This window comes from Arthrobacter sp. NamB2 (assembly GCF_005281365.1).
In the GTDB taxonomy this organism is placed as follows: Bacteria; Actinomycetota; Actinomycetes; order Actinomycetales; family Micrococcaceae; genus Arthrobacter_D.
Map to the genome: position 1 here is coordinate 143,419 of NZ_SZWI01000001.1, position 22,135 is coordinate 165,553.

At 68.5% G+C, this 22,135-nt stretch carries 20 protein-coding genes; 6 read left to right on the forward strand and 14 right to left on the reverse strand.

The genetic code is table 11. The features are described 5' to 3' along the window. Positions 1 to 5 precede the first annotated feature (5 nt). Complete coding sequence (locus FDK12_RS00725; protein WP_137367781.1) at positions 6 to 977, forward strand: tRNA pseudouridine synthase A; 972 nt, start codon at positions 6 to 8, stop codon at positions 975 to 977. Here the strand turns inward: FDK12_RS00725 and FDK12_RS00730 are convergent. Next, positions 974 to 1,597, reverse strand: coding sequence for an A24 family peptidase (locus FDK12_RS00730; RefSeq protein WP_137367782.1), 624 nt, complete (start codon positions 1,595 to 1,597; stop codon positions 974 to 976). The two genes, FDK12_RS00725 and FDK12_RS00730, sit on opposite strands and share 4 nt — an antisense overlap. Continuing rightward, positions 1,598 to 3,247, reverse strand: coding sequence for a sensor histidine kinase (locus FDK12_RS00735; RefSeq protein ID WP_137367783.1), 1,650 nt, complete (start codon positions 3,245 to 3,247; stop codon positions 1,598 to 1,600). Positions 3,248 to 3,478: 231 nt separating this feature from the next. On the opposite strand from FDK12_RS00735, the gene FDK12_RS00740 reads away from it, so the two are divergent. Beyond that, positions 3,479 to 4,249, forward strand: a complete 771-nt coding sequence (locus FDK12_RS00740) for a response regulator transcription factor (protein ID WP_137367784.1) — start codon at positions 3,479 to 3,481, stop codon at positions 4,247 to 4,249. 10 nt (positions 4,250 to 4,259) lie between these two features. Here the strand turns inward: FDK12_RS00740 and FDK12_RS00745 are convergent, their stop codons facing one another. The 10 genes from FDK12_RS00745 to FDK12_RS00790 all read right to left on the reverse strand — a co-directional run bounded on the left by FDK12_RS00745 (position 4,260) and on the right by FDK12_RS00790 (position 15,132). Then, complete coding sequence (locus tag FDK12_RS00745; RefSeq protein WP_137367785.1) at positions 4,260 to 4,634, reverse strand: Hpt domain-containing protein; 375 nt, start codon at positions 4,632 to 4,634, stop codon at positions 4,260 to 4,262. 134 nt (positions 4,635 to 4,768) lie between these two features. Further along, entirely contained in the window at positions 4,769 to 5,650 is an 882-nt protein-coding gene (locus FDK12_RS00750; RefSeq protein WP_137367786.1) for a type II secretion system F family protein, read from the reverse strand. A 12-nt stretch (positions 5,651 to 5,662) separates the two neighbouring features. Next, on the reverse strand, positions 5,663 to 6,598 hold the full coding sequence (locus FDK12_RS00755) for a type II secretion system F family protein (RefSeq protein WP_317616695.1): 936 nt from the start codon (positions 6,596 to 6,598) through the stop codon (positions 5,663 to 5,665). Between the two features lie 3 nt (positions 6,599 to 6,601). Beyond that, positions 6,602 to 8,041: a CpaF family protein gene (locus FDK12_RS00760; RefSeq protein WP_137367787.1), complete on the reverse strand. Its 1,440-nt coding sequence runs from the start codon at positions 8,039 to 8,041 to the stop codon at positions 6,602 to 6,604. Beyond that, complete coding sequence (locus FDK12_RS00765; RefSeq protein ID WP_137367788.1) at positions 8,038 to 9,234, reverse strand: CpaE family protein; 1,197 nt, start codon at positions 9,232 to 9,234, stop codon at positions 8,038 to 8,040. Before FDK12_RS00765 ends, FDK12_RS00760 begins: the two co-directional genes overlap by 4 nt. Beyond that, a complete protein-coding gene (gene cpaB, locus FDK12_RS00770; protein WP_137367789.1) occupies positions 9,231 to 9,995 on the reverse strand; it encodes a Flp pilus assembly protein CpaB in 765 nt (254 codons plus the stop codon). Before cpaB ends, FDK12_RS00765 begins: the two co-directional genes overlap by 4 nt. An 11-nt stretch (positions 9,996 to 10,006) precedes the next feature. Next, positions 10,007 to 11,050, reverse strand: coding sequence for a pilus assembly protein TadG-related protein (locus FDK12_RS00775; protein WP_137367790.1), 1,044 nt, complete (start codon positions 11,048 to 11,050; stop codon positions 10,007 to 10,009). Further along, positions 11,038 to 11,424 carry a TadE/TadG family type IV pilus assembly protein gene (locus FDK12_RS00780; protein WP_137367791.1) on the reverse strand — a complete coding sequence of 129 codons (387 nt, stop codon included), beginning with the start codon at positions 11,422 to 11,424 and terminating at the stop codon, positions 11,038 to 11,040. Before FDK12_RS00780 ends, FDK12_RS00775 begins: the two co-directional genes overlap by 13 nt. A gap of 70 nt (positions 11,425 to 11,494) precedes the next feature. Beyond that, entirely contained in the window at positions 11,495 to 11,734 is a 240-nt protein-coding gene (locus tag FDK12_RS00785; RefSeq protein ID WP_223263002.1) for a Flp family type IVb pilin, read from the reverse strand. A gap of 161 nt (positions 11,735 to 11,895) precedes the next feature. Then, complete coding sequence (locus FDK12_RS00790; RefSeq protein WP_137367792.1) at positions 11,896 to 15,132, reverse strand: hypothetical protein; 3,237 nt, start codon at positions 15,130 to 15,132, stop codon at positions 11,896 to 11,898. 318 nt (positions 15,133 to 15,450) lie between these two features. Here FDK12_RS00790 and rplM point away from each other — a divergent pair, with 318 nt between their 5' ends. The 3 genes from rplM to glmM all read left to right on the forward strand — a co-directional run bounded on the left by rplM (position 15,451) and on the right by glmM (position 18,014). Next, positions 15,451 to 15,894 carry a 50S ribosomal protein L13 gene (gene rplM, locus FDK12_RS00795; RefSeq protein ID WP_104117259.1) on the forward strand — a complete coding sequence of 148 codons (444 nt, stop codon included), beginning with the start codon at positions 15,451 to 15,453 and terminating at the stop codon, positions 15,892 to 15,894. Between the two features lie 40 nt (positions 15,895 to 15,934). Further along, positions 15,935 to 16,432, forward strand: a complete 498-nt coding sequence (rpsI, locus tag FDK12_RS00800; protein ID WP_137367793.1) for a 30S ribosomal protein S9 — start codon at positions 15,935 to 15,937, stop codon at positions 16,430 to 16,432. A 223-nt stretch (positions 16,433 to 16,655) separates the two neighbouring features. After that, positions 16,656 to 18,014: a phosphoglucosamine mutase gene (gene glmM / locus FDK12_RS00805; protein WP_137367794.1), complete on the forward strand. Its 1,359-nt coding sequence runs from the start codon at positions 16,656 to 16,658 to the stop codon at positions 18,012 to 18,014. A 37-nt stretch (positions 18,015 to 18,051) separates the two neighbouring features. Here glmM and FDK12_RS00810 read toward each other — a convergent pair whose 3' ends face one another. Continuing rightward, positions 18,052 to 18,864, reverse strand: coding sequence for a sirohydrochlorin chelatase (locus FDK12_RS00810; RefSeq protein ID WP_137367795.1), 813 nt, complete (start codon positions 18,862 to 18,864; stop codon positions 18,052 to 18,054). An 18-nt stretch (positions 18,865 to 18,882) separates the two neighbouring features. Next, positions 18,883 to 19,245 carry a nitrite reductase small subunit NirD gene (gene nirD / locus FDK12_RS00815; protein WP_137367796.1) on the reverse strand — a complete coding sequence of 121 codons (363 nt, stop codon included), beginning with the start codon at positions 19,243 to 19,245 and terminating at the stop codon, positions 18,883 to 18,885. Positions 19,246 to 19,471: 226 nt separating this feature from the next. On the opposite strand from nirD, the gene nirB reads away from it, so the two are divergent. After that, entirely contained in the window at positions 19,472 to 22,135 is a 2,664-nt protein-coding gene (gene nirB / locus FDK12_RS00820; protein WP_137367797.1) for a nitrite reductase large subunit NirB, read from the forward strand.

The following is a 22,135-nucleotide window of genomic DNA, read 5'->3' on the forward strand; positions in this document are numbered from 1 at the left end:
ACGCCATGACAACGCCGAAGCCCGCCGCCCCCACCGGGGACGGCGGGCTTTTGCGTGTCCGTCTCGACATCGCCTACGACGGTGCCCCGTTCTCGGGCTGGGCCCTGCAGCCTGGCCGGACGACGGTCCAGGGCGTGCTCGAGGAAGCCCTCCACACCCTCTTTCGCCGACCTGCACGCCTCACCGTCGGAGGGCGGACCGATGCGGGTGTCCACGCCCGGGGACAGGTCGCGCACGTCGACCTGACACACGCCGAGTGGGCCGGGATGCCCAGGGGGCGCGATGCCCAGCCGGCGGACGCCTTCCTGCGACGGTTGACCGGCACCATCAACCGTGCCCTGGCGGACGAGACCTCGGGCCGCGGTCGATCCGTCCGGAACTCGGTCCCTCCCGTCGTCGTGCGTGCCGCCGTGCCGGCGCCCGATGGATTCGACGCGCGCTTCTCGGCGCTGTGGCGCCGCTACAGCTACGCGATCGCGGATACTGCCACGGGACAGGACCCGCTCCGTCGGCACTCCACGCTCTGGTACCCCGCGCCCCTCGATGTGGGGCTGCTGAATGAGGGCGCTGCGCACCTACTCGGAATGCAGGACTTCACGGCGTTCTGCAAGCCCCGCGAGGGCGCCACGACGATCCGCGAGCTGCAGCGCTACGAGTTCGCCCGCGGACACGACGGCGTCATCACCGCGACGGTGCAGGCCGACGCGTTCTGCCACAACATGGTCCGCGCGCTCGTCGGCTCGACCCTCCGTGTCGGATCGGGCGAGATGGCCCCCGGCTGGCTCGCGGAAAGACTGGCTGCTCGCGTCAAGGATGCGCAGTCCATCCTGGCCGCACCCCACCCGCTCGTCCTGGAGGAGATCGCGTATCCGGGGGACGCAGAACTGGCTGCGCGGGCGGAGCTCACCCGTGCCAGGCGGAACGTCTCCCACCTCGCCGCGCACCAGGGGCTCCCCGGCGGGGCCGACGACGTCTAGGCCAGCAGCACGAAGCTCGCGAAGGCAGCAAGGAGCATGCCGGGTCCGAACGGGAAGGTTGATCCACGAGACCCCCGGCGCAGGAGGAGGACGCCGACGCCGGCCAAGCCTCCCAGGAGGAAGCCCCCGAGGAGCGTCCCCATCCACGCTTCGGCTCCTGCCCAACCGCCGAAGACTCCGAGGATAGCGGCCAGCTTGACGTCGCCCATGCCCATCCCGGCGGGGGAGAGGAGCGCCAGCAGGAAGTACACGGCGAAGAGCGCCGCGCCGCCCGCCACCGCGCCGAGAAGGCCGATCCAGTGGCCGCTCGCGGCTCCCGCGAGGAGCACCAGGGGCAGTGTCACCGCCGCGAAGCGGACGAGGATGACGTTGGGCAGCAGTTTCGACCGTCCGTCGACCGCTCCGAGCAGGACGCCGAACGCGGCGAGGGTTCCCACCAGCGGGACGTTCCACCACTGCTCCGTCACCACGCTTCCTGCGCCCGCCAGGAGTGCCGCACACAGGGCCAGGGGCAGGCGCCAGGCGGGTGGCAGCACAGAGCGTGGATTCCTGGCGGCCAGAGGCGTCAACGCATAGGTGGTCGCCGCAGCCACGATGGCCATGAGGAGGGCAAGGACCACCTAGACCGACTCTTCCATGGAGCCCTGCGACATGTGGCTCACTTCGCCGTTGACCGGCAGCGTCACGGTGAAGCGGCTGCCCTTGCCCGGAGAACTGACGCATTCGATGTACCCACCGTGGCTCTCGACGATCGATTTGGTGATCGCGAGGCCCAGCCCCGAGCCGTCGATATGGGCACGTCGCGCTCCCGGTGTCCGGTAGAAGCGGGAGAAGACCTGCTGGGCCTCCTGCTCCGTCATCCCCATGCCCCTGTCCTCCACGTGGAGGCTGATCGCGGACTCCGTCTCCTCCGCCCTGATGCTCACGAGACCACCATCGGGGGAGTACTTGATCGCGTTCGAGAGCAGGTTGTCCAGCACCTGGGAGATGCGCACGGGATCGATGAGCGTCCACAGGGGGCTGGTGGCCTCGGTCCTCAGCTTGACGCCGTTCTTCTTCGCGCGCAGACGGTTGGACCGCACGCTCATCTCGATGAGGGCGGAGAGGTCCACCGGTCGCGGGTGGACGCGGACGCGGTCGCCGGCGGTGGAGAGCAGGTCCGCGACGAGGTGGAGCACGCGCTCGGCGTTGCGCCCTGCGACATCCACATACCCCTTCAGATGGGGTGGGAGCTGATGCTCGTCCTCGAGTACCAGCTCGAGGTAGCCGAGCACCGACGTCAGGGGCGCATGGAACTCGTGCGAGATGTTGGAGATGAAGACGTCCTTGGCGGAGACGGCCTCGACGAGCTCCGTCACGTCGCTGCAGGCGATGAGCGCTCCGGCGATGCCGCCGTCGGCATCCTTGATGGGCCGTGCAGCTGTCGAGAGTGCACGCTGTGCGTGGCCCTCGCCCACCCAGATGAGCTGGTCCGCGAACGTCTCGCCCGTGAGGGCCCGGTAGATGGGACGCCTGTCGGTGGGGAGCGGCGTCACCCGGTCCACACCGAAGACGTGTGCGCGATCGTCGTCGCCGTTGCCCGCGGAGAGCCGGTTGAACAGTTCCTGCTGGCGATTGGTGAGCGTGGTGTTGCCCTGGGCGTCCACGGCGGTGAGTCCGACGTCGACGGTGTTGAGGATCGCCGTCAGCACACGCTCACGATCGATGGCCGCACGCAGCAGTTCGTTGAGTTCGCGGTCCTTGCGTTCGATCTCCAGTTCGCGCGCCCGCGCGTTGAGGTTCATCACGCGCACGGTCACGGCGATGCAGAGCATCACGATCGGAAGCAGGAGGACGCCGAGGTACGTCTGCACCAGAGACGGGTCGAACGTCGTCATCACGGGCCACGCCGTCACCAGCAGCGAACCCAGGAACGTCAGCGCGAGGGCTGCCCACGTCGGCAGCGAGGAGCGCATGAGCCACAACACCGGGAAGATGACGAGGACCCCGAGGGCGGGCTGCTTCTCCAGGGCGCCGTTCCTCACCATCGCGATGGCGACGAAATCGAGGATCGGAACGATCAGCAGGCTGCCGCGGGGCAGCTCCCGCCATGGCACCACGACGGTCAGGGCCAGCAGCAGGAGGATCATTGAGAAGCCGAGCTCGAAGGTCCGGTTGGACATCAGCCCCGGCCGGAGGACAGGAGAGGTGACGGCGAGGACGACGACGATCAGGGACAGTGGTGCCTGGTAGAGCACCACGGCCCCCTCGACGGTGAATCTCCTTGCCATCCCGCGCAACCGGACGGCGCCGGCATCCCTAGGCACGTACCGACCAGGGAAGGGTGAGAGACCGCATACCGAACAACCTTCCGACGCTGAGACCTACGTACTACGTCCCATTATGTAGTCACACTCGGATTTAACTCCGCCACGCGCGCGTGGCGGGCGCGGGGACAGGCACAATGGGATTCATGACGGTGAGAACGCGCTTCGGCGCCGGCCAGGAAGGATGGACGCACAGTGAGTGATCCTGGAGTGGCTGTCGTCATCGAAGACGACGCGGACGTGCGCAACCTCGTCTCGGCCGTACTCCGGCAATCGGGCTTCGACGTCCATGCCACGGCGAGCGGAAGGGCAGGCGTCGACCTGGCCCGGACGCACGACGCGACGGTGATCACGGTCGATGTCGGGCTGCCCGACATCGACGGCTACGAGGTGCTCCGGAGGATCAGGGAGTCCAGTAATTGCTACGTCGTGATGCTGACCTCGCGCGGGGACGAGCTCGACACGCTGACGGCCCTGCAATCGGGCGCCGACGACTACCTGACCAAGCCTTTCCGGCCGCGGGAGCTCCGCGCCCGGATCGCAGCGATGCTGCGACGCCCGCGGTCTGTACCCGAGCCGGTGGGCGCCCGCCAGCCGGCAGTGTCGTTCGTCCCCGCTGCACCGGCCGCAGTGTCACCGGTTCTGGAGCACAACGGACTGGTGCTGAACGCAGCGACCCGTACCGTCGTCGTCGACGGTCGGGATCTGCTGCTGACACGCAGCGAGTTCGACCTGCTCAACGAGATGCTCAAGAGCAACGGAGCCGTGCGCACCAAAGCGGACCTGGTGCGGGTTGTCCGTGGGGACTACTACGGCGAGGACACCTACATCAGCGATTCGGACGAGCGCGCCATCGAGGTCCACGTCGGGAATCTGCGCCGCAAGCTCGACGAGGATCCGAAGAATCCCCGCTGGCTCCAGACCGTGCGCGGGGTGGGATACCGGCTGACACCCGTCCGCTCCTGACGCCCGCTGCTCAGGGTGATGCGAGGTAACGGGCCTCGAGTTCGCTGATGGTGTCCAGCCCGCAGCGCTCGATGGCGGGCAGCACGTGACGGGCCGCGCCCAGGTCCTCGGACGCGACAGCCGATTCGAGGATTGTGGCCATTGCAGACAGGCGGGCCGCACCCACCATGATCGAGGCGTCGCGCAGGCTGAGGGCGGCCTCCAGGGCGGCAGGCAGGTCCCGGTTGCCGATCGAGCCGTGGAGGCGCAGGTAGCGATCCTCGAAGCCCTGGATGTAGTCGCGGGCGAATGCCCTCGCCGTTCGGGGATCGTTCAGCTGCTCCTCGAGCTCGGTGAGGACTGCGAGGTCGACGAGTGGCGGGAGCGCAGGCGTGGTTGTGAGCACGGAGTCACGCTACGGCCGGAAGCTGCGTGTTTGTCGGGCATCCGCTGAGAGGACGTGCCAGTACCGGCGCTCCCGGCGCTCCCGGCGCTTCGGTCCTTGCGGTCCGCCGGGAGGACGAAGCGTCCCGGGACCGCTCACTGTCCCGCGAAGGTGTCGATCACGTTGAGCACGGCCGGCCCCAGGATCACGATGAACAGCACGGGGAAGATGAACAGCAGCAGCGGGAAGAGCACCGCGACGGGCAGTTTCATCGCCTTCTCCTCCGCACGCTGTCGGCGCTTGACACGCATCACCTTGGCCTGGGTGCGCAGTACCCCCGACAGTGCGATGCCGTACGCGTCGGCCTGCACGATCGCCTTGACGAAGCTGCGGAGTTCGGGGACGTTGCTGCGATCGGCCATCGCGAGGTAGGCCTCGCGCCTGCTGCGCCCCACCTGCATGTCCTGCAGTGTGCGGACGAGTTCCTCCGCGAGGGGCCCCTTGCCCGTCTCACCGGCGCGCTGCATCGCACTCTCGAAACCGAGACCTGCCTCCACCGAGATGAGCATCTGGTCGAGCGTGTTGGCGAGTTCCAGGGCCATGGCCTTCTGGCGTTCCTGCCCCTTGCTGTACAGCAGGAGATCAGGCACGAAGTATCCGAGCAGCGTGATGAAGAGGGCGAGGAGCACGAAGAGCTTGTCCGGCCGGGATTGCACCAGGAGCAGGCCGGCGAGGCCCCCGGCCAGGCCGAGCAGGGGCTTGGCCGTCAGCACCTTCTCCAGCGGCATGGCGGCGGGTCGTCCGGCGAGGGCGAGCAGGTGATCCAGCTTCAGGACGTACGCCTGCGTGGTGAGGCGCCTCCCCAGACGCAGCAGGTGGTTGCGTCGTTCTGCCGAAGCACCTGCGGCGCCGATGCCCTGGTTGAGGTTGTTCCTCACGAGGCGTCGGACCTTCGTGTCCGAGGTCAGCAGGGCCCAGCTGAAGTAGCCGATCGGCACCGACGTCAGGAGAAGGGAGGCGAGCAGGATCAGGTCCACGGGCGGTACTCCTCAGAACTTCAGGTCGATGATCTTGCGGAGCCAGAGCCCGCCGATCGTCATCATGACGGCCGCGGCGGCGAGCATCACCCAGCCGAGCGGTTTGGTGAAGAGCGGGTCGACATAGCCCGGGCTGACCACGGTCAGCATGAGCGCGATACCGAACGGCAGTGCGGCGAGGATGTAGGCCGAGAACTTGCCTTCTGCCGCAAGGGCCCGGATGTGGCCCTTGATCTCGGTGCGCTCGCGGATCGTGTGACCCACCTGATCTAGGACGTCTGCGAGGTCCCCGCCCACCTCACGGTTGATCTGGATGGCCTGGGCGATCCACGCGAAGTCCTCGTTCTGCATGCGGTGGGAGGTGTCCATGAGCGAGGCGAGGAGGTCCTTGCCGAGACTGGTCTCCGCCACGATCCTGCGCATCTCCTCCGACGTCGGACTGTCCGCCTCGGTTGCCGCCGCGTCGATGGCGCGGAGGATGCTGTGGCCGGCGCGCAGGCCGCCCGTGAGGAGCTGCAGGGTGTCGCCGAGCTGGGAGTCGAACCGGCGCCGTCGTCGACCGGTCAGGAAGGCGACCACCAGGTGCGCCACCGCGGGCGAGAGCAGGAACAGCAGGATCCCGATCACGGGCGCGAGCAGGACCCACCCGAGCAGCAGGCCCGTAAGACCGCCGATGACGATGAGGAGGTACACCTCGGCCTGGCCCAGTTTCACCCCCGCGGTCTCCAGCACGCCCTGGTGCAGGAAGCGCATGGGATGCCGCTGCAGGTAGGACTCCATGGCACGGCCGGCAGCTCCCGCGAACCGTGACAGCTGCGAGTCGGGGTGCTCGACGGGCGGTCGACGGCGATCGAGGGGTACCGGCGACTGCAGAGGGCGGAGCGCTGCGAGGGCCAGACCGATGGCACCGAGCACGAGCACCATGCCACCGGCGAAGAGGATCATCATGGGCTATCGTCCGCGCACCGGCATGGCTCCGAAGACCGCCGGGGACACCGTGATGCCCATGTCCTCGAAGCGCTCCATGAACCGCGGGCGGATGCCGGTGGGTACAGGCTTCCCGAGGAACCGGCCCTTCTGGTCCACCCCGGCCGAGTAGTCGAAGACGAAGGCGTCCTGGAGGGTGACGACGTCGCCCTCCATGCCCTGCACCTCCGTGACGTGCGTGATGCGGCGGCTTCCGTCGCGGAGGCGCGAGATCTGGACCACGAGGTTGACGGCGGAGGCCAGTTGCTCGCGGATGGCGCGCAGGGGTAGATCCATGCCGGCCATGAGGACCAGTGTCTCCAGACGGGCGACGGCGTCCCGCGGCGAGTTCGCGTGCACGGTGGAGAGTGAGCCGTCGTGGCCCGTGTTCATGGCCTGCAGCATGTCCAGGGATTCACCGCCGCGCACCTCGCCGATGACGATGCGGTCGGGCCGCATGCGGAGGGAGTTGCGCACGAGATCGCGGATGGACACCGCTCCCTTGCCCTCCGTGTTGGGCGGACGGCTCTCCAGCCGCACCACGTGCTGCTGCTGGATCTGGAGTTCGACGGCGTCCTCGATGGTGACGATGCGTTCGTCGTCCGGGAGGAAGGAGGAGAGCACGTTGAGGAGTGTCGTCTTTCCGGTACCCGTACCACCGGAGACGATGATGTTGAGCTTCGCCTTCACGCAGGCGTCGAGCAGTTCCGCCATCTCCGGGGTCAACGTGCCGAAGTCGATGAGGTTCTGCACCGTCAGGGGCACCTTGCTGAACTTCCGGATGGTCAGCGACGAACCGTTGACCGCCAGCGGGGGGATGACGGCGTTGACACGGGACCCGTCCTCCAGCCGTGCGTCCACGAAGGGCGAGGACTCGTCGATGCGCCGACCGACCTTCGACACGATGCGCTCGATGACGCGGCGCAGGTGTTCCTCCGAGCTGAATCGGGAGTCGCTGAGGGTCAGGCGGCCTTTCTGCTCCACGTAGATCTGGTCCATCCGGTTGACCATGATCTCGGTGACCGTCGGATCGTCGAGGAGACGCTGGAGCGGGCCGAAGCCGAGGACGTCGTCCGCCACGTCCTGGATGAGGCGGCGCCGTTCGTCCGGACTGAGCGGCACCTGTTCGGAGTCGATGATGAGGCTCAGTTCCTCGCGGGCGATGCCCTTCAGGTCCTCCTCCGTGATAGAGGTGTCGCCGGCGCGCGTGCCCATCCGCTCGAAGAGCGCGGATGCCGCGCGCTGCTTGAGGCCGGCGAAGACATCCACCTTCGCCGATCCCGGCCTGTCCGCCGGGTGCCGGACGGCGGCGGCGGGGGCGAGGGTGGGCGCCTTCGGTTCCTGGGGTGCGACGACGGCTTCGGGCTCGACGGCGACGGGCGCGGCGGCGAGCCCCGCGGCCTCGATGCGGGCGGAGAGCTTCACCGGACCACCACGCGCCGGTGGAGCTTGCGTTGGGATGCCGCACGCCATGCGTGGTCGAACCGCTGGACGAGCTCCGTAAGGCTCTTGGTCGCGGGGTCGCGGACCTTGTCCTGTAGCAGGGGAACGCCCCGGTTGGTGGCGAGGGTGAGTGCGCGCGAGCGCGGGATGGAGACGTTCACGGGCGCGCCGAGGGTCGCCTCGATGTCCTGCACGGAGAGTCCCGTCCTGGTGTCCGCGAAGTTCAGGACGACGTGTCGGGTCTCGGGCAGGAGGTTGAGCTGGTGCAGCACGTCGAGCCCGGTCCGGAGGCCGCGCACGCTGGGCACGTCCATGCCGGTGACCCACACGGCGTCCGTGCACTGCTCCATGGCGGCGAGGCTGGGTTCGGTCAACCCGGGGCCCGTGTCGACGACGACGTAGCGGAACTCGAGGGCGAGCTGCTGGAGGAGGCGCGTGATCTGTTCGGAGGTGACGCGATCCGCATCGGCCGGATTGCGGGGCCCGCACAGCGCGTAGACACCGGACGGGTGGGCCGTCAGGAAGGCCTTCAGCACCATGGAATCCTGTGTGGCGGCGCCGGACACGGCGTCGAGCACCGAGTACTCGGGGTTCAGGTACAGGCCGGTGGCGACGTCGCCGAACTGGAGGTCGAGGTCGACGATGACGACGCTCATGGGCGCGATCTTCCCGAGCCCGACGGCGAGGTTGGTGGCGATGGTGGTCTTGCCGACCCCACCCTTGGGGGAGAAGACGCCGATGACGAGCCCGCTCTGCTTCTGGCCGGGGTGTTGCTCTGCGGTGCGTTGCCGGGACGCGGACGCCTGGCACGCCCGCTCGAGCTGTGCCCGGATGCTGGGGACGTCGGCCAGTGGTGAGAGGATGTCCCGCACTCCGGAACGCATGGCCTGCAGGGCTATCTCGGGGTGGTCGTCATGGACGAGCACTACGCTGACCTCGGGGAACTTCACGTCGACGACGACGGCCAGCCGCAGGGCGTCCTCGACGGGGATGCCGGGTCCGAAGAGGAGGACCTCCGGCCGTTCCAAAGCCAGCTGCTCCAGAAGGGCGTCCATGTCCCCGGTGAGGATGCTCGCCGGGAGGCTCTTCACATGGCCCTGCAATCCGCCCGCCACGGCCAGGCGGACCTTCTGCTCGAACTCCGAACTCGGCGTGATCAGGACGAATCTGCTCATCGGTACAGTTCCTTGTTCTGGATGATCGGAGAGTCACCCTCGACGGTGGCTGCCGTCTCCTTGCTCAGCCACAGGGAGGCGTTCTGGTTCGCGTGGACGATCTTCGTGGCCTGCGCGGTGTCCACCGCGACGGTCAGCATGAGGGAGCCGGACGGCAGCGCTTCCGCTTCGGCGCGGGCCTGTTCCTCGGGGGTCGCCGCCGGGTCGACGGCGACCGCGGCGGGTGCGCGCTGCACGGACGTCACGAGGATCCTGTGGAGGGCGAGCTTCGTGGTGGGGACGTCGGGCTCGTCCTCGAGCCCGCCCGACCCCAGCCCGATGAAGATGCCGACGGTGTCGCCCGGGGCGAGCCTGCCTCCGACCGCGCGGTCCGGCTCGATCGTGAACGAGACCTCCTGCAGACCCTCCGGCACGTCGACGCTCGCGGCCGTCGCTGCGTCCTTCGGATCGACGAGGCGTTCGGCGAGCACCTGCTCGCCGGGCATCAGGTCGACGGCGGTGACCTTGCCCTTGGACGCTTCGAGGTCCTTGAGGGTACTCGGGCTGACGGCGGTGGCGGGCAGCGACTGCGTGGTGAGGAAGGGCATGAGCTCTTCCGCGGTAGTTCCCGCCGGGACCGCCGTCGCGACGACCAGCACGTCGACAGGATTCAGGCCCTCGACAGCTCGGGCTTCGGCGCCCTGCGCGTAGCCGAACAGCATCATGGCTCCGACGAGCGCGAGGACGACAGCGGCGACGCCGGCTAGGAGACGGGATTTCATGGTGGGGACTTTCAGAGGGAGGGGCGGACGACGGTCACGCCGCCGCTGGTGACAGGACCGAGCGTGTATCCGTCGGCGAGGGAGACGTACTCGATGAACGTGCCGATGATGCCTCGGCAATTTCCGGTGCAGCTTCTGGTGACGCCGCCCTGCGTCACTGTCGGGTTGTACGTCATCGGCAGGCTGTTGTTGCCGGAGAATGCCCAGCCCTTGAGGTCGTAGGCCGCGAAATACACGAGGTGGTACTGGGCGCCGCTGCCCGTGCCGGCCACCTGGTCGAACACGGGAAGCAGGACGGTGACGGGTTTGCCGGCCGCGAGGTCCGCGCCCCACTGGTTGAGGATTGCGTCGCAATGGCTTGGACCACTGTTTCCCGTGTCGCTGCCGCCCAGCTGGACGGCGATGTCGACGAAGGCGCCGCACTGCCCGGACTGCTGTACGAGCCAGCCGAAGCCGCCGGGAACGGTGGCTCCCGACGGACCGTAGTTGCAACTCGGGTTGGCCCCGCTTCCGTGGGACTGCAGCAGTTGGAGCGAGCCACCGACCTGACCCTGGACCTGGCAGATGGAGAAGGTCAGCGGAAAGGGAGCGATGCCCTTGGTGGGACTACCCCAGACGGCGCTCGAGGTAGCCGTCACTTCGCTGGAACTGATACCCAGGGCATTGGCGAAGATGAGGGAGACCCGGTTCGGCGTGCCACCCTGCTCCATGGCGCCGGTCGTGACCGTCACCTTGCGGGCGGTCTTGTCCACAACGATGTCCGCCACGTTGCTACGAGCGTCGAGCGCATTGCTGTTGGCGAGGCTTCGGGCGAGGGGAGAGGTGGTGGCGCACTCCGAGTGGTTGAGGTCCGTGGCGCACTTCTGTGCGATGGCCAACGCTCCGGCGTCGGCACCGTTCTGCAGTTGCGCCTTCTCCGAGTAGAGGAGCCCGACGTCGACGGCCAGGGCTGCAAAACCTAGGAGGACGACCATCAGGAGTGCGACGAGGACGCTGACAGCGCCCTGCTCGTGATCCGGGCGACGCACGATCGCGCCCTGCCTCACCCTCCGCACAGCATGACTCCCTTCCCCGTCATCGAGAACGGCCCGGCGATCTTCGTCAGAGTGCTCAGCGTGTAGGTGATGGTCACGGTGGCGGTGCCGCCGGCAGGGCACGGGTTCGCTGTCGTGGCTCCGGGGACCGAGATGGCGATGTTCGCGTCGGTCAGTTGAGGCCGGAGGGTCCCCGCGGCGGTCACGGTCGAGGACCGGGCAGTGGCTGCGTCCTTGGAGATGGCCATCACGCGGACGCCCTCCCTCGCCGCATTGGTCAGGGTGACCTGCGCATCGAACGCACGCCCGAACTCCATGATGCCCAGGAGGAGAAGGATGAGGACGGGCAGGAGGAGCGCCATCTCGACGGCGACGGCGCCCTGCTCACGACGCATATCCGGTCCCTTCGATCGGTTGTGGGCGCCCGGCCGCAATAGCCATAGCAATCGGGCGCCGTCCGTAGGACTAGACCGAGCAGCCACCTGTAGTGCTCGTGCCGGTGTAGGCGGTGTAGGTGCCACCCTTGACCGCGCAGGAAGTCTTTTCAAAAGAGGTCTTGAGGCCGCCACCGAGCAGGGTGACAGCGGCGATGATGACGACGGCGATGAGGGCGACCATGATGCCGTACTCGACAGCGGTGGCGCCGTCTTCCTTACGGACCAGGCGGGGGAGGACGTTCATGCGGGTGTTCGAAACGAGGAACATGTGGGACTCCTGAAGGGGCTTCCGAGCGGCTGACCCAGCGCCAGCACTGCCAGAAAAGTAGCAACGGGATCGCCGAGGAATCCCGAACTGCCCTGATCCTGAGTGAATGCTCGCAATCCTGCACGAGCAGTGCGCAGAACCTGCGCTTGCCCTGCCTCTACCTAGTGCTCGCCCAGCGTCCGCTGACCTTTCCTGTACTCCTGCGGCACCTCGATGACGTCGTGTGTCGTTGCGGTAGGAAGCCGCCCGGCAGGACGGGGTGCTGTTGCAGGGGAACTGGGGGAGGACAGGTCGACGATGCGGTCAGCCGCCGCTGCATCCATGGCGTCGTCGACCAGGATGAGCACCGCGGCCTCCGATCCCAGGAAGGAGCGAACGGTGCCCAAAAGTCCCGCGACCGACTCGGGTGGTAGCCCGGGCTCGGGCTGCCAGACAAGGACGGGCGGTCTGTTCGCAGCGGCTCGCGCCAGCCGCACGCGCTCGGCATGCAGCGAGCTGGGCAGGTCCGATGGCAGCACGTGGCGGGACGATGCTAGGTCGAAGGCACGAAGGGCTTCCTCGCTGTCCTGTCCGATGCGATCGGGGGATACCGCCATCTCGATGTTCTCCTCGATCGTCAGCCAGGCGAGCAACGGCCACTGCGCCGCAGCACTACCGATGGACGCCGAGCGGATGGTTCGGCGGTCCTCTGCGCGCATCGAGGAGAAGGAGCGCCCGAGGACGGCCACGGAACCGGTGTCCACGGCGGCCACGCCTGTCACCGCGCGGGCAACGGCGTCGAGCTGTGCTCTGGAACCGATGACGCCCACCGTCTCTCCCGATCTGACGGAGACGTCGAGGGATGCGTCACCCGGGAGTGGCAGCCTCTTGACCGCGAGCACGGTCCTGGCCGTGGCCTTCCCGTTCCGGTGCTGGGCGCCCGACGCGATGGGCCGGGACACGCCGAGGGCGGCGAGCACCTCCGCGTCGTGTGCCCGTGCGGCCGAGCGTGCGCGGCGGGTCCCGGCCATCATTCCCAGCGCCCCGATGAAGCACGCCGGCACGACCAGCGCCACGGGCAGCACGAGGGAAGCGCCCAGCGGATCGACCACCGGCGTCGTGATGCGTGTCCCCTCAGGCGCAGCCTCCCGGAGGGCCGAGAGAAGTGACTCCCGGTCCGGCCCCGATGTCCACGCCTCCACCGGCTCGGGGGGCCCCGCCGCCGTCGTCAACAGCGCCCGGGACACCGATCGGAGATCCGCGACGATGCCGCTCCCGCCGGCAACTCCCGGTACCTCCGTCACCTCGGCGACGACGCCGGGCAGGACGGCGTCGTCGACGAGCAGGTCGACGGCATCCCCCTCGGCCAGGCCCACCGATGGGGAGACTGCCAGCGGGAGCCGCGCGTCCGGCGCGGAGACGGCCAGCCGCACCGTCAGGGGCTCGGCCGGAACCACGGACAGGCTGAACCCCGGCCCGTCGTCGGCGTCTGTCACGCCCGCCTCCGCCGAAGCGGGGAGCGACGCTACGACACGGAGCTTCGACTCCGCCGCGAAACGGCTCTCGCCCGTGCCGATACCGGTGTCCGAGGAAGAGCTGATGAGCGAGAGGGAGAAACCGTCAGGGCTGACCCCGGATTCCGGTCCCGCCGCGATGGAGAAGTCGAGCGCGGCGATTTCTTCGGGTGCGCGATCGTCCGGGATGGAGAAGGACAGGGAATGCTGCTGAGCCTCGTTCGGCGTGATGGTGAGCGTGCCCGCAGCCACCCGGCTGAGCGTGCCGTCCTCGCGCGCGAGCCACGCATCGACCTGCGCTCGCAGGACAGCAGTACTGGCCGAGCCGCCGGCGTCGCGGGGAGAGGTCCTCACCTGCAGGCGTACCTGCCGGGCCGTGGGTCGCAGGTCGAGCGCCGGTTCCGGAACGTCGACGGATGACTGCAGGGCATCGCTCAGACGGTCGGCATCGACGACGTCCTGTGCAGTGAGCAGTCCGGGCAGCGTTGCTGCTTCGACGGCGACCAGTTCAGCAGCCTCTCCATCGGCATCGGTCGGCATCCTCAGCACGCGGGAAACCACAGCACCGTCCGCAGGGACGGCTCCGTCGGACAGAACAGCGATCCGTGAGCCCGAGGCAGACGGAAACACCGCCCGGACGTCGCCTCCGTTCTGCAGCTCCGCCGCTGCCCGGCCCGAGGCCTGTGCGCTGCCCAGCACGGTGGCCCCCGCGAGCCCCGCGCTGACGGCTACTGCCACGGCGAAGGCGACCGGGTACCAGGGCAGGGGGCGACGACCCACGCGCCGAGTGGCAAGGAGCAGCGAACGCCGCAGACGCACCGCGCGGAGTGACCCGAGGGCAAGCACGCAGCGCGGAAGGACGAGCGCGAGGAGCACTGCGGCCAGGACGACGATCACGGAAGGCGCCACCGACAGCGGCGGTACGGCGCCGGAGGTCGGCAGGAAACGTGGAAGCACCATCGCGACGGTAGCGATGGCCACGGCGGCCACGGGAAGGGTGCGGCCGATCGGAAGGGCAGGTCCGTCCGCTGCCATTCGCCGATGGACCTGCACCGTGGCGGCAGTGCCGACGAGCGCAACCAATAGCACGCCGTTGAGGACGAGGTTCAGGAGCGCCCGGTACGACGTCGATGCCTCGGCGAGGATGGCCGGCAGGTCACCGGACGCCGTCACACCACCTGGCGCCGCGCCGGCATCGGTGATTGCGGCAGGAAGCGCAGCGAGACGATCCGCTGCATCGAGGCTGAGCGCGGCCGACGCGTCGGAGGGCAGGAAGAACTGCCAACCCACGACGTCCGATGCGGAGAACAGTGCAAGGTCCGACGGCGCAACCGCGACGGCGAGCCCGACGCCGCGGTCGGCCGGTGCCGCAGCGGTCAGGAGGGCTGCGTCCCTGCCCTCCGTGACCACCGACGCGACGCTGAGGCGGACAGTTCCCGCCATCCCTCCGACGGCGAACGTGTCCCCGGGGCTCAGGCTCAGGGCGGCGGCGTCGGCCTCGGTGATCGACGCAGGCAGGACGCCGTCGGTAGGGCCCTGCGGGACGTCATCGCGGGGCTCCCATGCCACAGCGGTCACGGTGAGTCCTGCGGGGAGGTTGACGGCCGTCCCCGCGGAGGCGATCACGTCGGCCGGCGTGCTTGCGGACCACTCGCGCCGGTCCAGCGCCGGGGCCAGAGCCGCGACGGACGGCCCGGCCAGCAACCGCTGGTCGGCGTCGGACCGCACCTGCGTGGAGACCTCGAAGGACGCAGCGTCGGCACGTGCAGAGGATCGCAGAGCCCCGTCCGACGCCACGCGGGGGTAGAAGAGGAGAACCAGGACGACGACGAGGGTGAGCGCCGCAGTTAGCCAGGCTCTGGCGGAGGCCGGAATCGGTGGTGCGTCGTGCTTCCGCGAACCCACGTCCGGACCTTCCCCCAGGCGGCATTTCCGGCCATCCTATCCAGCGGATCGACGCCTTCCGGCCCATTTTGACCTGAGGCGCACCAGCAGGCTAATCTTGGTAGTCGTTGTGCGTATCCCAGCTCGATACGTCTGTGCCCCACGGAGCGGTTTAGTTGCAGAACCACCTGGCCCGGGGGCGGAGCCGAGATTACGGGATAACTGGTCGTATTTCAGCCCTCACCTGAAGTTCCGGTAACGCATGAATAAGCTGAGCCCACAGGCGCGGAGGTTTCCGCGGAGGTGGGCGACACCGAAATAGAAACGAAGGCCATAACCGTGCGTACGTACACCCCGAAGCCAGGCGACATCACCCGCCAGTGGCACGTCATTGATGCAACCGATGTTGTCCTCGGCCGTCTTGCCAGCCAGACCGCAATCCTGTTGCGCGGAAAGCACAAGCCGACTTTCGCTCCCCACATGGACATGGGCGACTTCGTTGTCATCATCAACGCTGACAAGGTCGCCCTCACCGGCGCCAAGCTCGAGCAGAAGCGTGCCTACCGCCACTCGGGTTTCCCGGGCGGCTTGAAGTCCACGAACTACGCCGAACTCCTAGAGAAGAACCCGGAGCGCGCAGTCGAGAAGGCTATCCGCGGCATGCTTCCCAAGAACTCGCTGGCAGCACAGCAGATCGGCAAGCTGAAGGTCTACCGCGGCGCGGAGCACCCCCACGCCGCGCAGCAGCCCAAGACGTTCGAAATCACCCAGGTCGCCCAGTAGTCCTGGCCACCAACACTAAGAAATCACTTCAAGGAGAACCGTGGCTCAGAACACTGAAGAGCTGAATGAACCCACTGAGGAGCTCACGAGCTACACCTCAGAGTCCACCGAGGCCAGCGAGGCCACCACGAAGGAGCGCCCCGCGCTGACTGTCGGTGGCGGAGCAGTCGGACGCCGCAAGGAAGCCGTGGCTCGAGTTCGCCTCGTCCCCGGCACCGGCAAGTGGATCGTCAACGGCCGCGAGCTGGCCGACTACTTCCCGAACAAGCTGCACCAGCAGGAAGTCAACGACCCGTTCAAGCTCCTCGAGCTCGACGGCGCGTACGACGTCATCGCCCGCATCCACGGTGGAGGACCTTCCGGCCAGGCCGGAGCACTCCGCCTCGGTGTCGCTCGCACGCTCAACGAGATCGACCGCGAGAACAACCGCCCCGCCCTCAAGAAGGCAGGCTTCCTGACTCGTGACGCCCGCGTCATCGAGCGTAAGAAGGCTGGTCTCAAGAAGGCACGCAAGGCGCCTCAGTACTCCAAGCGCTAAATCCTGCCTACCCCACCGGACATCGCTGAAGCGATGTCCGGTGGGTCCCCTCGGCAGGATTTGGCGCTTGGCTCCACGCTCGCTGAGTGCGGAGTCGAGTCCAGATCCCTCCGGGGCAGGACACGCGTCGAATGCCCGTCCGGGTTCCGGGCGGGCATTCGTGCTTTAACCTGTTGGAGACCCACCTCTGCGGTCTCATGTTCTTCACCTAGGATGATCAACGATGAGCAAGTTATTCGGCACCGACGGCGTACGCGGCCTGGCCAATGGCCTGATCACGGCGGAACTCTCCCTGCAGCTGGCCCAGGCTGCCGCCGTCGTGCTCGGGCACAACGCCGTGGACGGCGGGCGGCGGCCCACCGCGGTGATCGCCCGTGATCCCCGCATCAGCGGGGAATTCATCGCCGCAGCCGTGGAGGCAGGCCTCGCCAGTTCCGGCGTCGACGTCTACGACGCAGGGGTGCTCCCGACCCCGGCCGCGGCGTTCCTCGTCGCCGATCTCGACGCGGACTTCGGCGTCATGATCTCCGCTTCGCACAATCCTGCTCCTGACAACGGGATCAAGTTCCTCGCCCGCGGCGGCAAGAAGCTCAGTGATGCCCTCGAGGACGCCATCGAGGACGAGATGGCCAACGCGAGGCTGCGGCCCGTAGCGGGAGACGTGGGGCGGATCCAGCGTTTCGCCGACGCGGAGGACCGCTATGTCGTCCATCTGCTCCAGACGCTCCCTCACCGCCTCGACGGCCTGAAGGTCGTGCTCGACTGCGCCCACGGCGCAGCGAGCGGCTGCTCACCCGAGGTGTTCCGCAACGCCGGCGCGGACATCGTCGTGATCGGCGCGGATCCGGACGGCGTGAACATCAACGACGGGTACGGCTCGACCCACCTCGAGAAGCTGCAGGCGGCCGTCCTCGAGCATGGCGCCGACATCGGGGTAGCGCACGACGGCGACGCCGATCGCTGCCTTGCTGTGGACCACGAAGGCACCGTGGTCGACGGCGATCAGATCATGGCCGTCATGGCACTGGCCATGAAGGACGCCGGCAAGCTCAAGGAGGACACCCTCGTGGCGACGGTGATGAGCAACCTCGGGCTGAAGATCGCGCTGCGGGAATCGGGCATCACCATCAAGGAGACCGGTGTCGGGGACCGTTACGTCCTCGAGGGCATGCGCGACGGCGGGTACAGCCTCGGCGGCGAGCAGTCCGGCCACGTCATCTTCGCCGAGTACGCCACCACCGGCGACGGCGTCCTCACAGGCCTCCAGCTCGCTGCGCGCATGGCCGAGACCGGCAAGAGCCTCAAGGAACTCGCCGCAGTCATGACGAAGCTCCCGCAGGTCCTCATCAACGTCGAGGGCGTGGACCGCGCGGCTGCCAACTCGGACGAGGGGCTCCAGGCGGCTGTCCGCGCGGCAGAGGCAATGCTCGGGGAGACGGGCAGGGTGCTCCTGCGACCCTCCGGCACCGAGCCCGTCGTTCGCGTGATGGTCGAGGCGGCAGATACCGGAACCGCACAGCGCATCGCAGAGGAACTCGCCGCGACCGTGCAGGAGCGTCTCTCCCTGGAACCGGTCGCATAGCCACGCCCAGCGGGTCGGAGCCGCGGCCCGGGAAGCATCAGGCGGGTTGGACCGAGCCACTCCGGACGCACATCGACACGAGGGCGCTGCACGGCCGCGGACACGGAGCGCCTTCCCGCCGAGGGCCGTCGGCCAGGTGGACGGCCGCGTCGTCGTACCGGGCGAGGGCGATCTCCGCGACGACAGGACTCGGCAGCAGGGGTGCGCTGACCGCATCGGCACCGGCCTTTGCCAGTTGGTCGTGGAAGTACCCGGGAGCAAGCAGGTAGGAGGCCAGCGCCACCCGAAAACCCGCGGTACCGCGGACGTCGGTGACGGCGTCGGGCACCGACGGAGTCGCCTTCGACCCGAAACCGCGCCGGACCGGACCTGTCCTGAGTTCGGCGAGGACGGCCCGGATCTCGGCGACGTCCTCCGCGGCGCAGGCATCCGAGGACCCCGCGGCCGCCAGGACCACGGCATCACCGTCGTCCACCCCGACCTCCGCGAGACGGCGCTGCAGAACGTGCGCGAGGCGCGGATCGGGGCCCAGCGGTAGCGCGGCGACCGTTTGCGGCCTGCTCGCAGCTGCCCGCGCGATGTCCACCTTCACGTGGTAGCCCACCGACAGCAGCAGCGGCACGATCACCGCCGGGCGCCCTGGGGGGAGGGACGCGACGACGTCCACCAGATCGGGGTCCTGCACATCGACATAGGCCTCGAGGACCTCGAGGTGCGGGCGCAGGGCGGCGATGCCGGCGCGTACGGCGTCGATCTCGCGACGTCCCTGCAGGTTGTCCGTGCCGTGCGCGCAGGCGATGAGGACGGGGGCGCCACCACGGTCGGGGTTCTCGACGGTCATGCCTGCCATTGAAGCATCCGCGAGCGCTCAGGCGGCAACATCGACCTCGATGATCCCCTCGATGCACCGCACCGGGTAGGCCCGCAGTCCCTCGCCGCCGGACAGGCACTCACCGGTCGAGAGGTCGTATACCTCCTTGTGGAGAGGGGAGGCGATCGTCGGTGATGCACCACGGGACCCTACGATGCCGCGGGCCATGACGGCAGCACCCGTCCGCGGATCGATGTTGCCGACGGCGTAGACGCGGCGCTCCGGCAACCGGAACAGTGCGATCTGCTCGTGGCCCACCAGCGCTGCCTCGCCCCAGCATTCCTCGAGGTCGTCGAGGCTACAGACACCGACCCACAGGGCGCGAGTGGTGGCGGGACGCTGCAGGATGAGCTCGGTCATGGCGGTCTCCTCGGTGGCTGGTGCTTCCCGCACCACGCTAGCCAGCCCTCGTGTCGCCCACGTCCCGGCGCTGTTGCGCCCCGGTAACTTACCCCTCACGCACCCGGCCAGGCGGTGTGAGCCCGAAGTTAACTTTGCGATACATCCATGACACACAGGAGAAATTGCGCCTTCGTACTGTGGTACCAGCAACGGGACCGCCCCGGGTCCGGAGGGAAGGCACCACATGAGCGAGACCAGACCAACCCGGCCCGCCCAGGGCGACGCCACGTCCGGCGGACGCCGCATCGTCGTCGTCGGCGGTGGGCCGGCGGCACATCGGTTCGTCGAAGCCCTCTGGCGACGTGGCACGGACGGCCTCCACATCACCGTGCTGACGGAGGAGTCCTACGCGCCCTACGACCGCGTGGCCCTGAGCAGCGCGCTGGCCGGCGACGTCGACCTCAGTCTCGGTGAGCAGCTCATGTGGCGGGAACCCGCCATCCGGCTCGTCACAGGCGAGCGCGCAGTGAGGCTGGATCTCGCCGCCCGATGCGTCCTGGGTGCCTCCGGGGAGAGGTACGCCTACGACGACGTCGTCCTCGCCACCGGCTCTGACGCCGTGCGGCTGCCACTGCCGGGTGGTGAGCGCGCCGCGGTCTACCGCACGCTCGACGACGTCCAGTGGTTGCGGACGGAGACGGCCCGTCTCGCCGCCGATCTCGGCAGGGCACCGCGGGCCGTCGTCATCGGCGGCGGACTGCTCGGCCTCGAGGCAGCGGGAGGGCTCCAGCACCTCGGTGCAGAGTCGACCGTGGTCAACCGGGCCGGCTGGCTCATGAACGCACAGCTCGACCAGGGAGGCGGTCAGGCGCTCGGCCGCCTCATCGCGGCGAAAGGACTGGGCATCCACTGCGGTGGCGCTCCTACCTCCATCGAGACGGCTAACGGCCGCGTGACGGGTGTGGCCCTGAGCGACGGTGCCCTCCTGCCGGCGGACCTCGTGGTCTTCGCCGTCGGGATCCGGCCGCGTGACGAACTCGCGCGGGACGCCGGACTCGAGGTGGCCCCCCGCGGAGGCGTGGTCATCAGCGCTGGCTGCGAGACCACGATGCCGGGGGTCTGGGCGATCGGCGAAGTGGCGAGCTATGAGGGCATCAGCATGGGGCTCGTGGCCCCAGCGAACGCGATGGCCGAGGTGTGCGCGGACGGTATCCTCGGCGGGCTGTCCACCTTCCCCGGATTCGATACCGCGACCAAGCTCAAACTCTCCGGCGTCGAAGTCGCGAGCTTCGGCGACGCCCTCGCCGAGGCCGAGGGCAGCCTCGAGATCGTCTATGCGGACCCTGCACGCGGGCTGTACCAGAAGCTGGTGGTGACCGACGACGCCAAGACACTGCTGGGCGGCATCTTCGTCGGCGATGCCGCTCCCTACTCCTCGCTCAGGCCCCTGCTCGGTCGCGAGCTCCCCGCCGAGCCGGGTGCCTACCTCTCCTCGGCCGGGGGCGGCGAGGCTCCGCCGTCCGAACTGCCCGACGACGTCATCCTCTGTTCCTGCAACAACGTCACGGCCGGTGCCTGCCGCTCGGCGGTGCACGGGGTGGGCGCGGACGGGATGGCCGTGGAGCCGGCCCTCGACATGCCGACGCTGAAGGCGTGCTCCCGCGCCGGGACGCAGTGCGGCTCGTGCGTGCCGATGCTCAAGAAGCTTCTCGACACCGAGCTGACGAAGGCCGGCCGCACTGTCTCCAAGGGCATCTGCGAACACTTCGCGATGTCCCGCCCCGAGCTCTTCGAGGCGATCCAGGCCCTCGATCTTGCGTCCTTCCAGGACATCCTCCGGCGCTTCGGAGCTTCTGAGGAGGCGAAGGGCGGACACGGCTGCGACATCTGCAAGCCGGCCATCGGCTCGATCCTTGCCACCCAGCGGGGCGAGTACGTGCTCGACGGCGGCCGCGGCATGCTGCAGGACACCAATGACCGCGCGCTCGCGAACATGCAGCGCAACGGCACCTATTCGGTGGTGCCCCGCATCCCGGGTGGAGAGATCACGCCGCAGAAGCTCGCGGTGATCGCCCAGGTCGCGGAGCAGTTCGGGCTGTACGTGAAGCTGACCGGTGCCCTGCGGATCGACCTCTTCGGCGCCCGGCTCGAGCAGCTCCCCGAGATCTGGAAGATCCTCGTCGAGGCGGGCTTCGAATCGGGCCAGGCCTACGGCAAGGCGCTGCGGAACGTGAAGTCCTGCGTCGGCTCCACATGGTGCCGGTTCGGCGTGCAGGACTCTGTGGCAATGGCGATCGATCTCGAGCTGCGCTACCGGGGACTACGCGCGCCGCACAAGTTCAAGATGGGTGTGTCGGGATGCGCGCGGGAATGTGCCGAGGCGCGCAGCAAGGACGTCGGCGTGATCGCCACCGACCAGGGCTGGAACCTGTACGTCGGCGGCAACGGCGGATTCCAGCCCGCCCACGCACAACTCCTCGCGCAGGACCTCGACGGTGAGACCCTCATCCGATACATCGACCGCTACCTCATGTACTACATCCGGACCGCAGATCGCATGCAGCGGACCGCACGCTGGATGGATGATCTCGACGGCGGCCTCGACCACGTGCGCGACGTCGTCATCAACGACTCCCTCGGCATCGCGGAGGACCTCGAGGAAGCGATGGCGCGCCACGTCGAGCACTACGAGGACGAATGGGCGGCAACGCTCAAGGACCCCGACCGGCTCCGCCGCTTCAGGTCGTTCGTCAACGCCCCGGATGCCGCGGACCAGTCGATCGTCCTGGTCGAGGAGCGTGGCCAGCAGCGGCCGGCCACTCCTGAGGAGATCGAGGCCGGAGCCGGACGCGTGAACCTCGGCGCGGCGATCCCCGTCCGCGCCGCATCAGGAACTCTGGAGGGCTGA

What these genes read in the sequence shown, in the direction of transcription:
- FDK12_RS00725 (WP_137367781.1), top strand. Translation starts at nt 6, where the DNA reads ATGACAACGCCGAAGCCCGCCGCCCCCACCGGGGACGGCGGGCTTTTG.
- FDK12_RS00735 (WP_137367783.1), bottom strand. Translation starts at nt 3,247, where the DNA reads ATGGCAAGGAGATTCACCGTCGAGGGGGCCGTGGTGCTCTACCAGGCA.
- FDK12_RS00755 (WP_317616695.1), bottom strand. Translation starts at nt 6,598, where the DNA reads ATGATGATCCTCTTCGCCGGTGGCATGGTGCTCGTGCTCGGTGCCATC.
- FDK12_RS00765 (WP_137367788.1), bottom strand. Translation starts at nt 9,234, where the DNA reads ATGAGCAGATTCGTCCTGATCACGCCGAGTTCGGAGTTCGAGCAGAAG.
- cpaB (WP_137367789.1), bottom strand. Translation starts at nt 9,995, where the DNA reads ATGAAATCCCGTCTCCTAGCCGGCGTCGCCGCTGTCGTCCTCGCGCTC.
- FDK12_RS00780 (WP_137367791.1), bottom strand. Translation starts at nt 11,424, where the DNA reads ATGCGTCGTGAGCAGGGCGCCGTCGCCGTCGAGATGGCGCTCCTCCTG.
- FDK12_RS00785 (WP_223263002.1), bottom strand. Translation starts at nt 11,734, where the DNA reads ATGTTCCTCGTTTCGAACACCCGCATGAACGTCCTCCCCCGCCTGGTC.
- glmM (WP_137367794.1), top strand. Translation starts at nt 16,656, where the DNA reads ATGAGCAAGTTATTCGGCACCGACGGCGTACGCGGCCTGGCCAATGGC.
- FDK12_RS00810 (WP_137367795.1), bottom strand. Translation starts at nt 18,864, where the DNA reads ATGGCAGGCATGACCGTCGAGAACCCCGACCGTGGTGGCGCCCCCGTC.
- nirD (WP_137367796.1), bottom strand. Translation starts at nt 19,245, where the DNA reads ATGACCGAGCTCATCCTGCAGCGTCCCGCCACCACTCGCGCCCTGTGG.
- nirB (WP_137367797.1), top strand. Translation starts at nt 19,472, where the DNA reads ATGAGCGAGACCAGACCAACCCGGCCCGCCCAGGGCGACGCCACGTCC.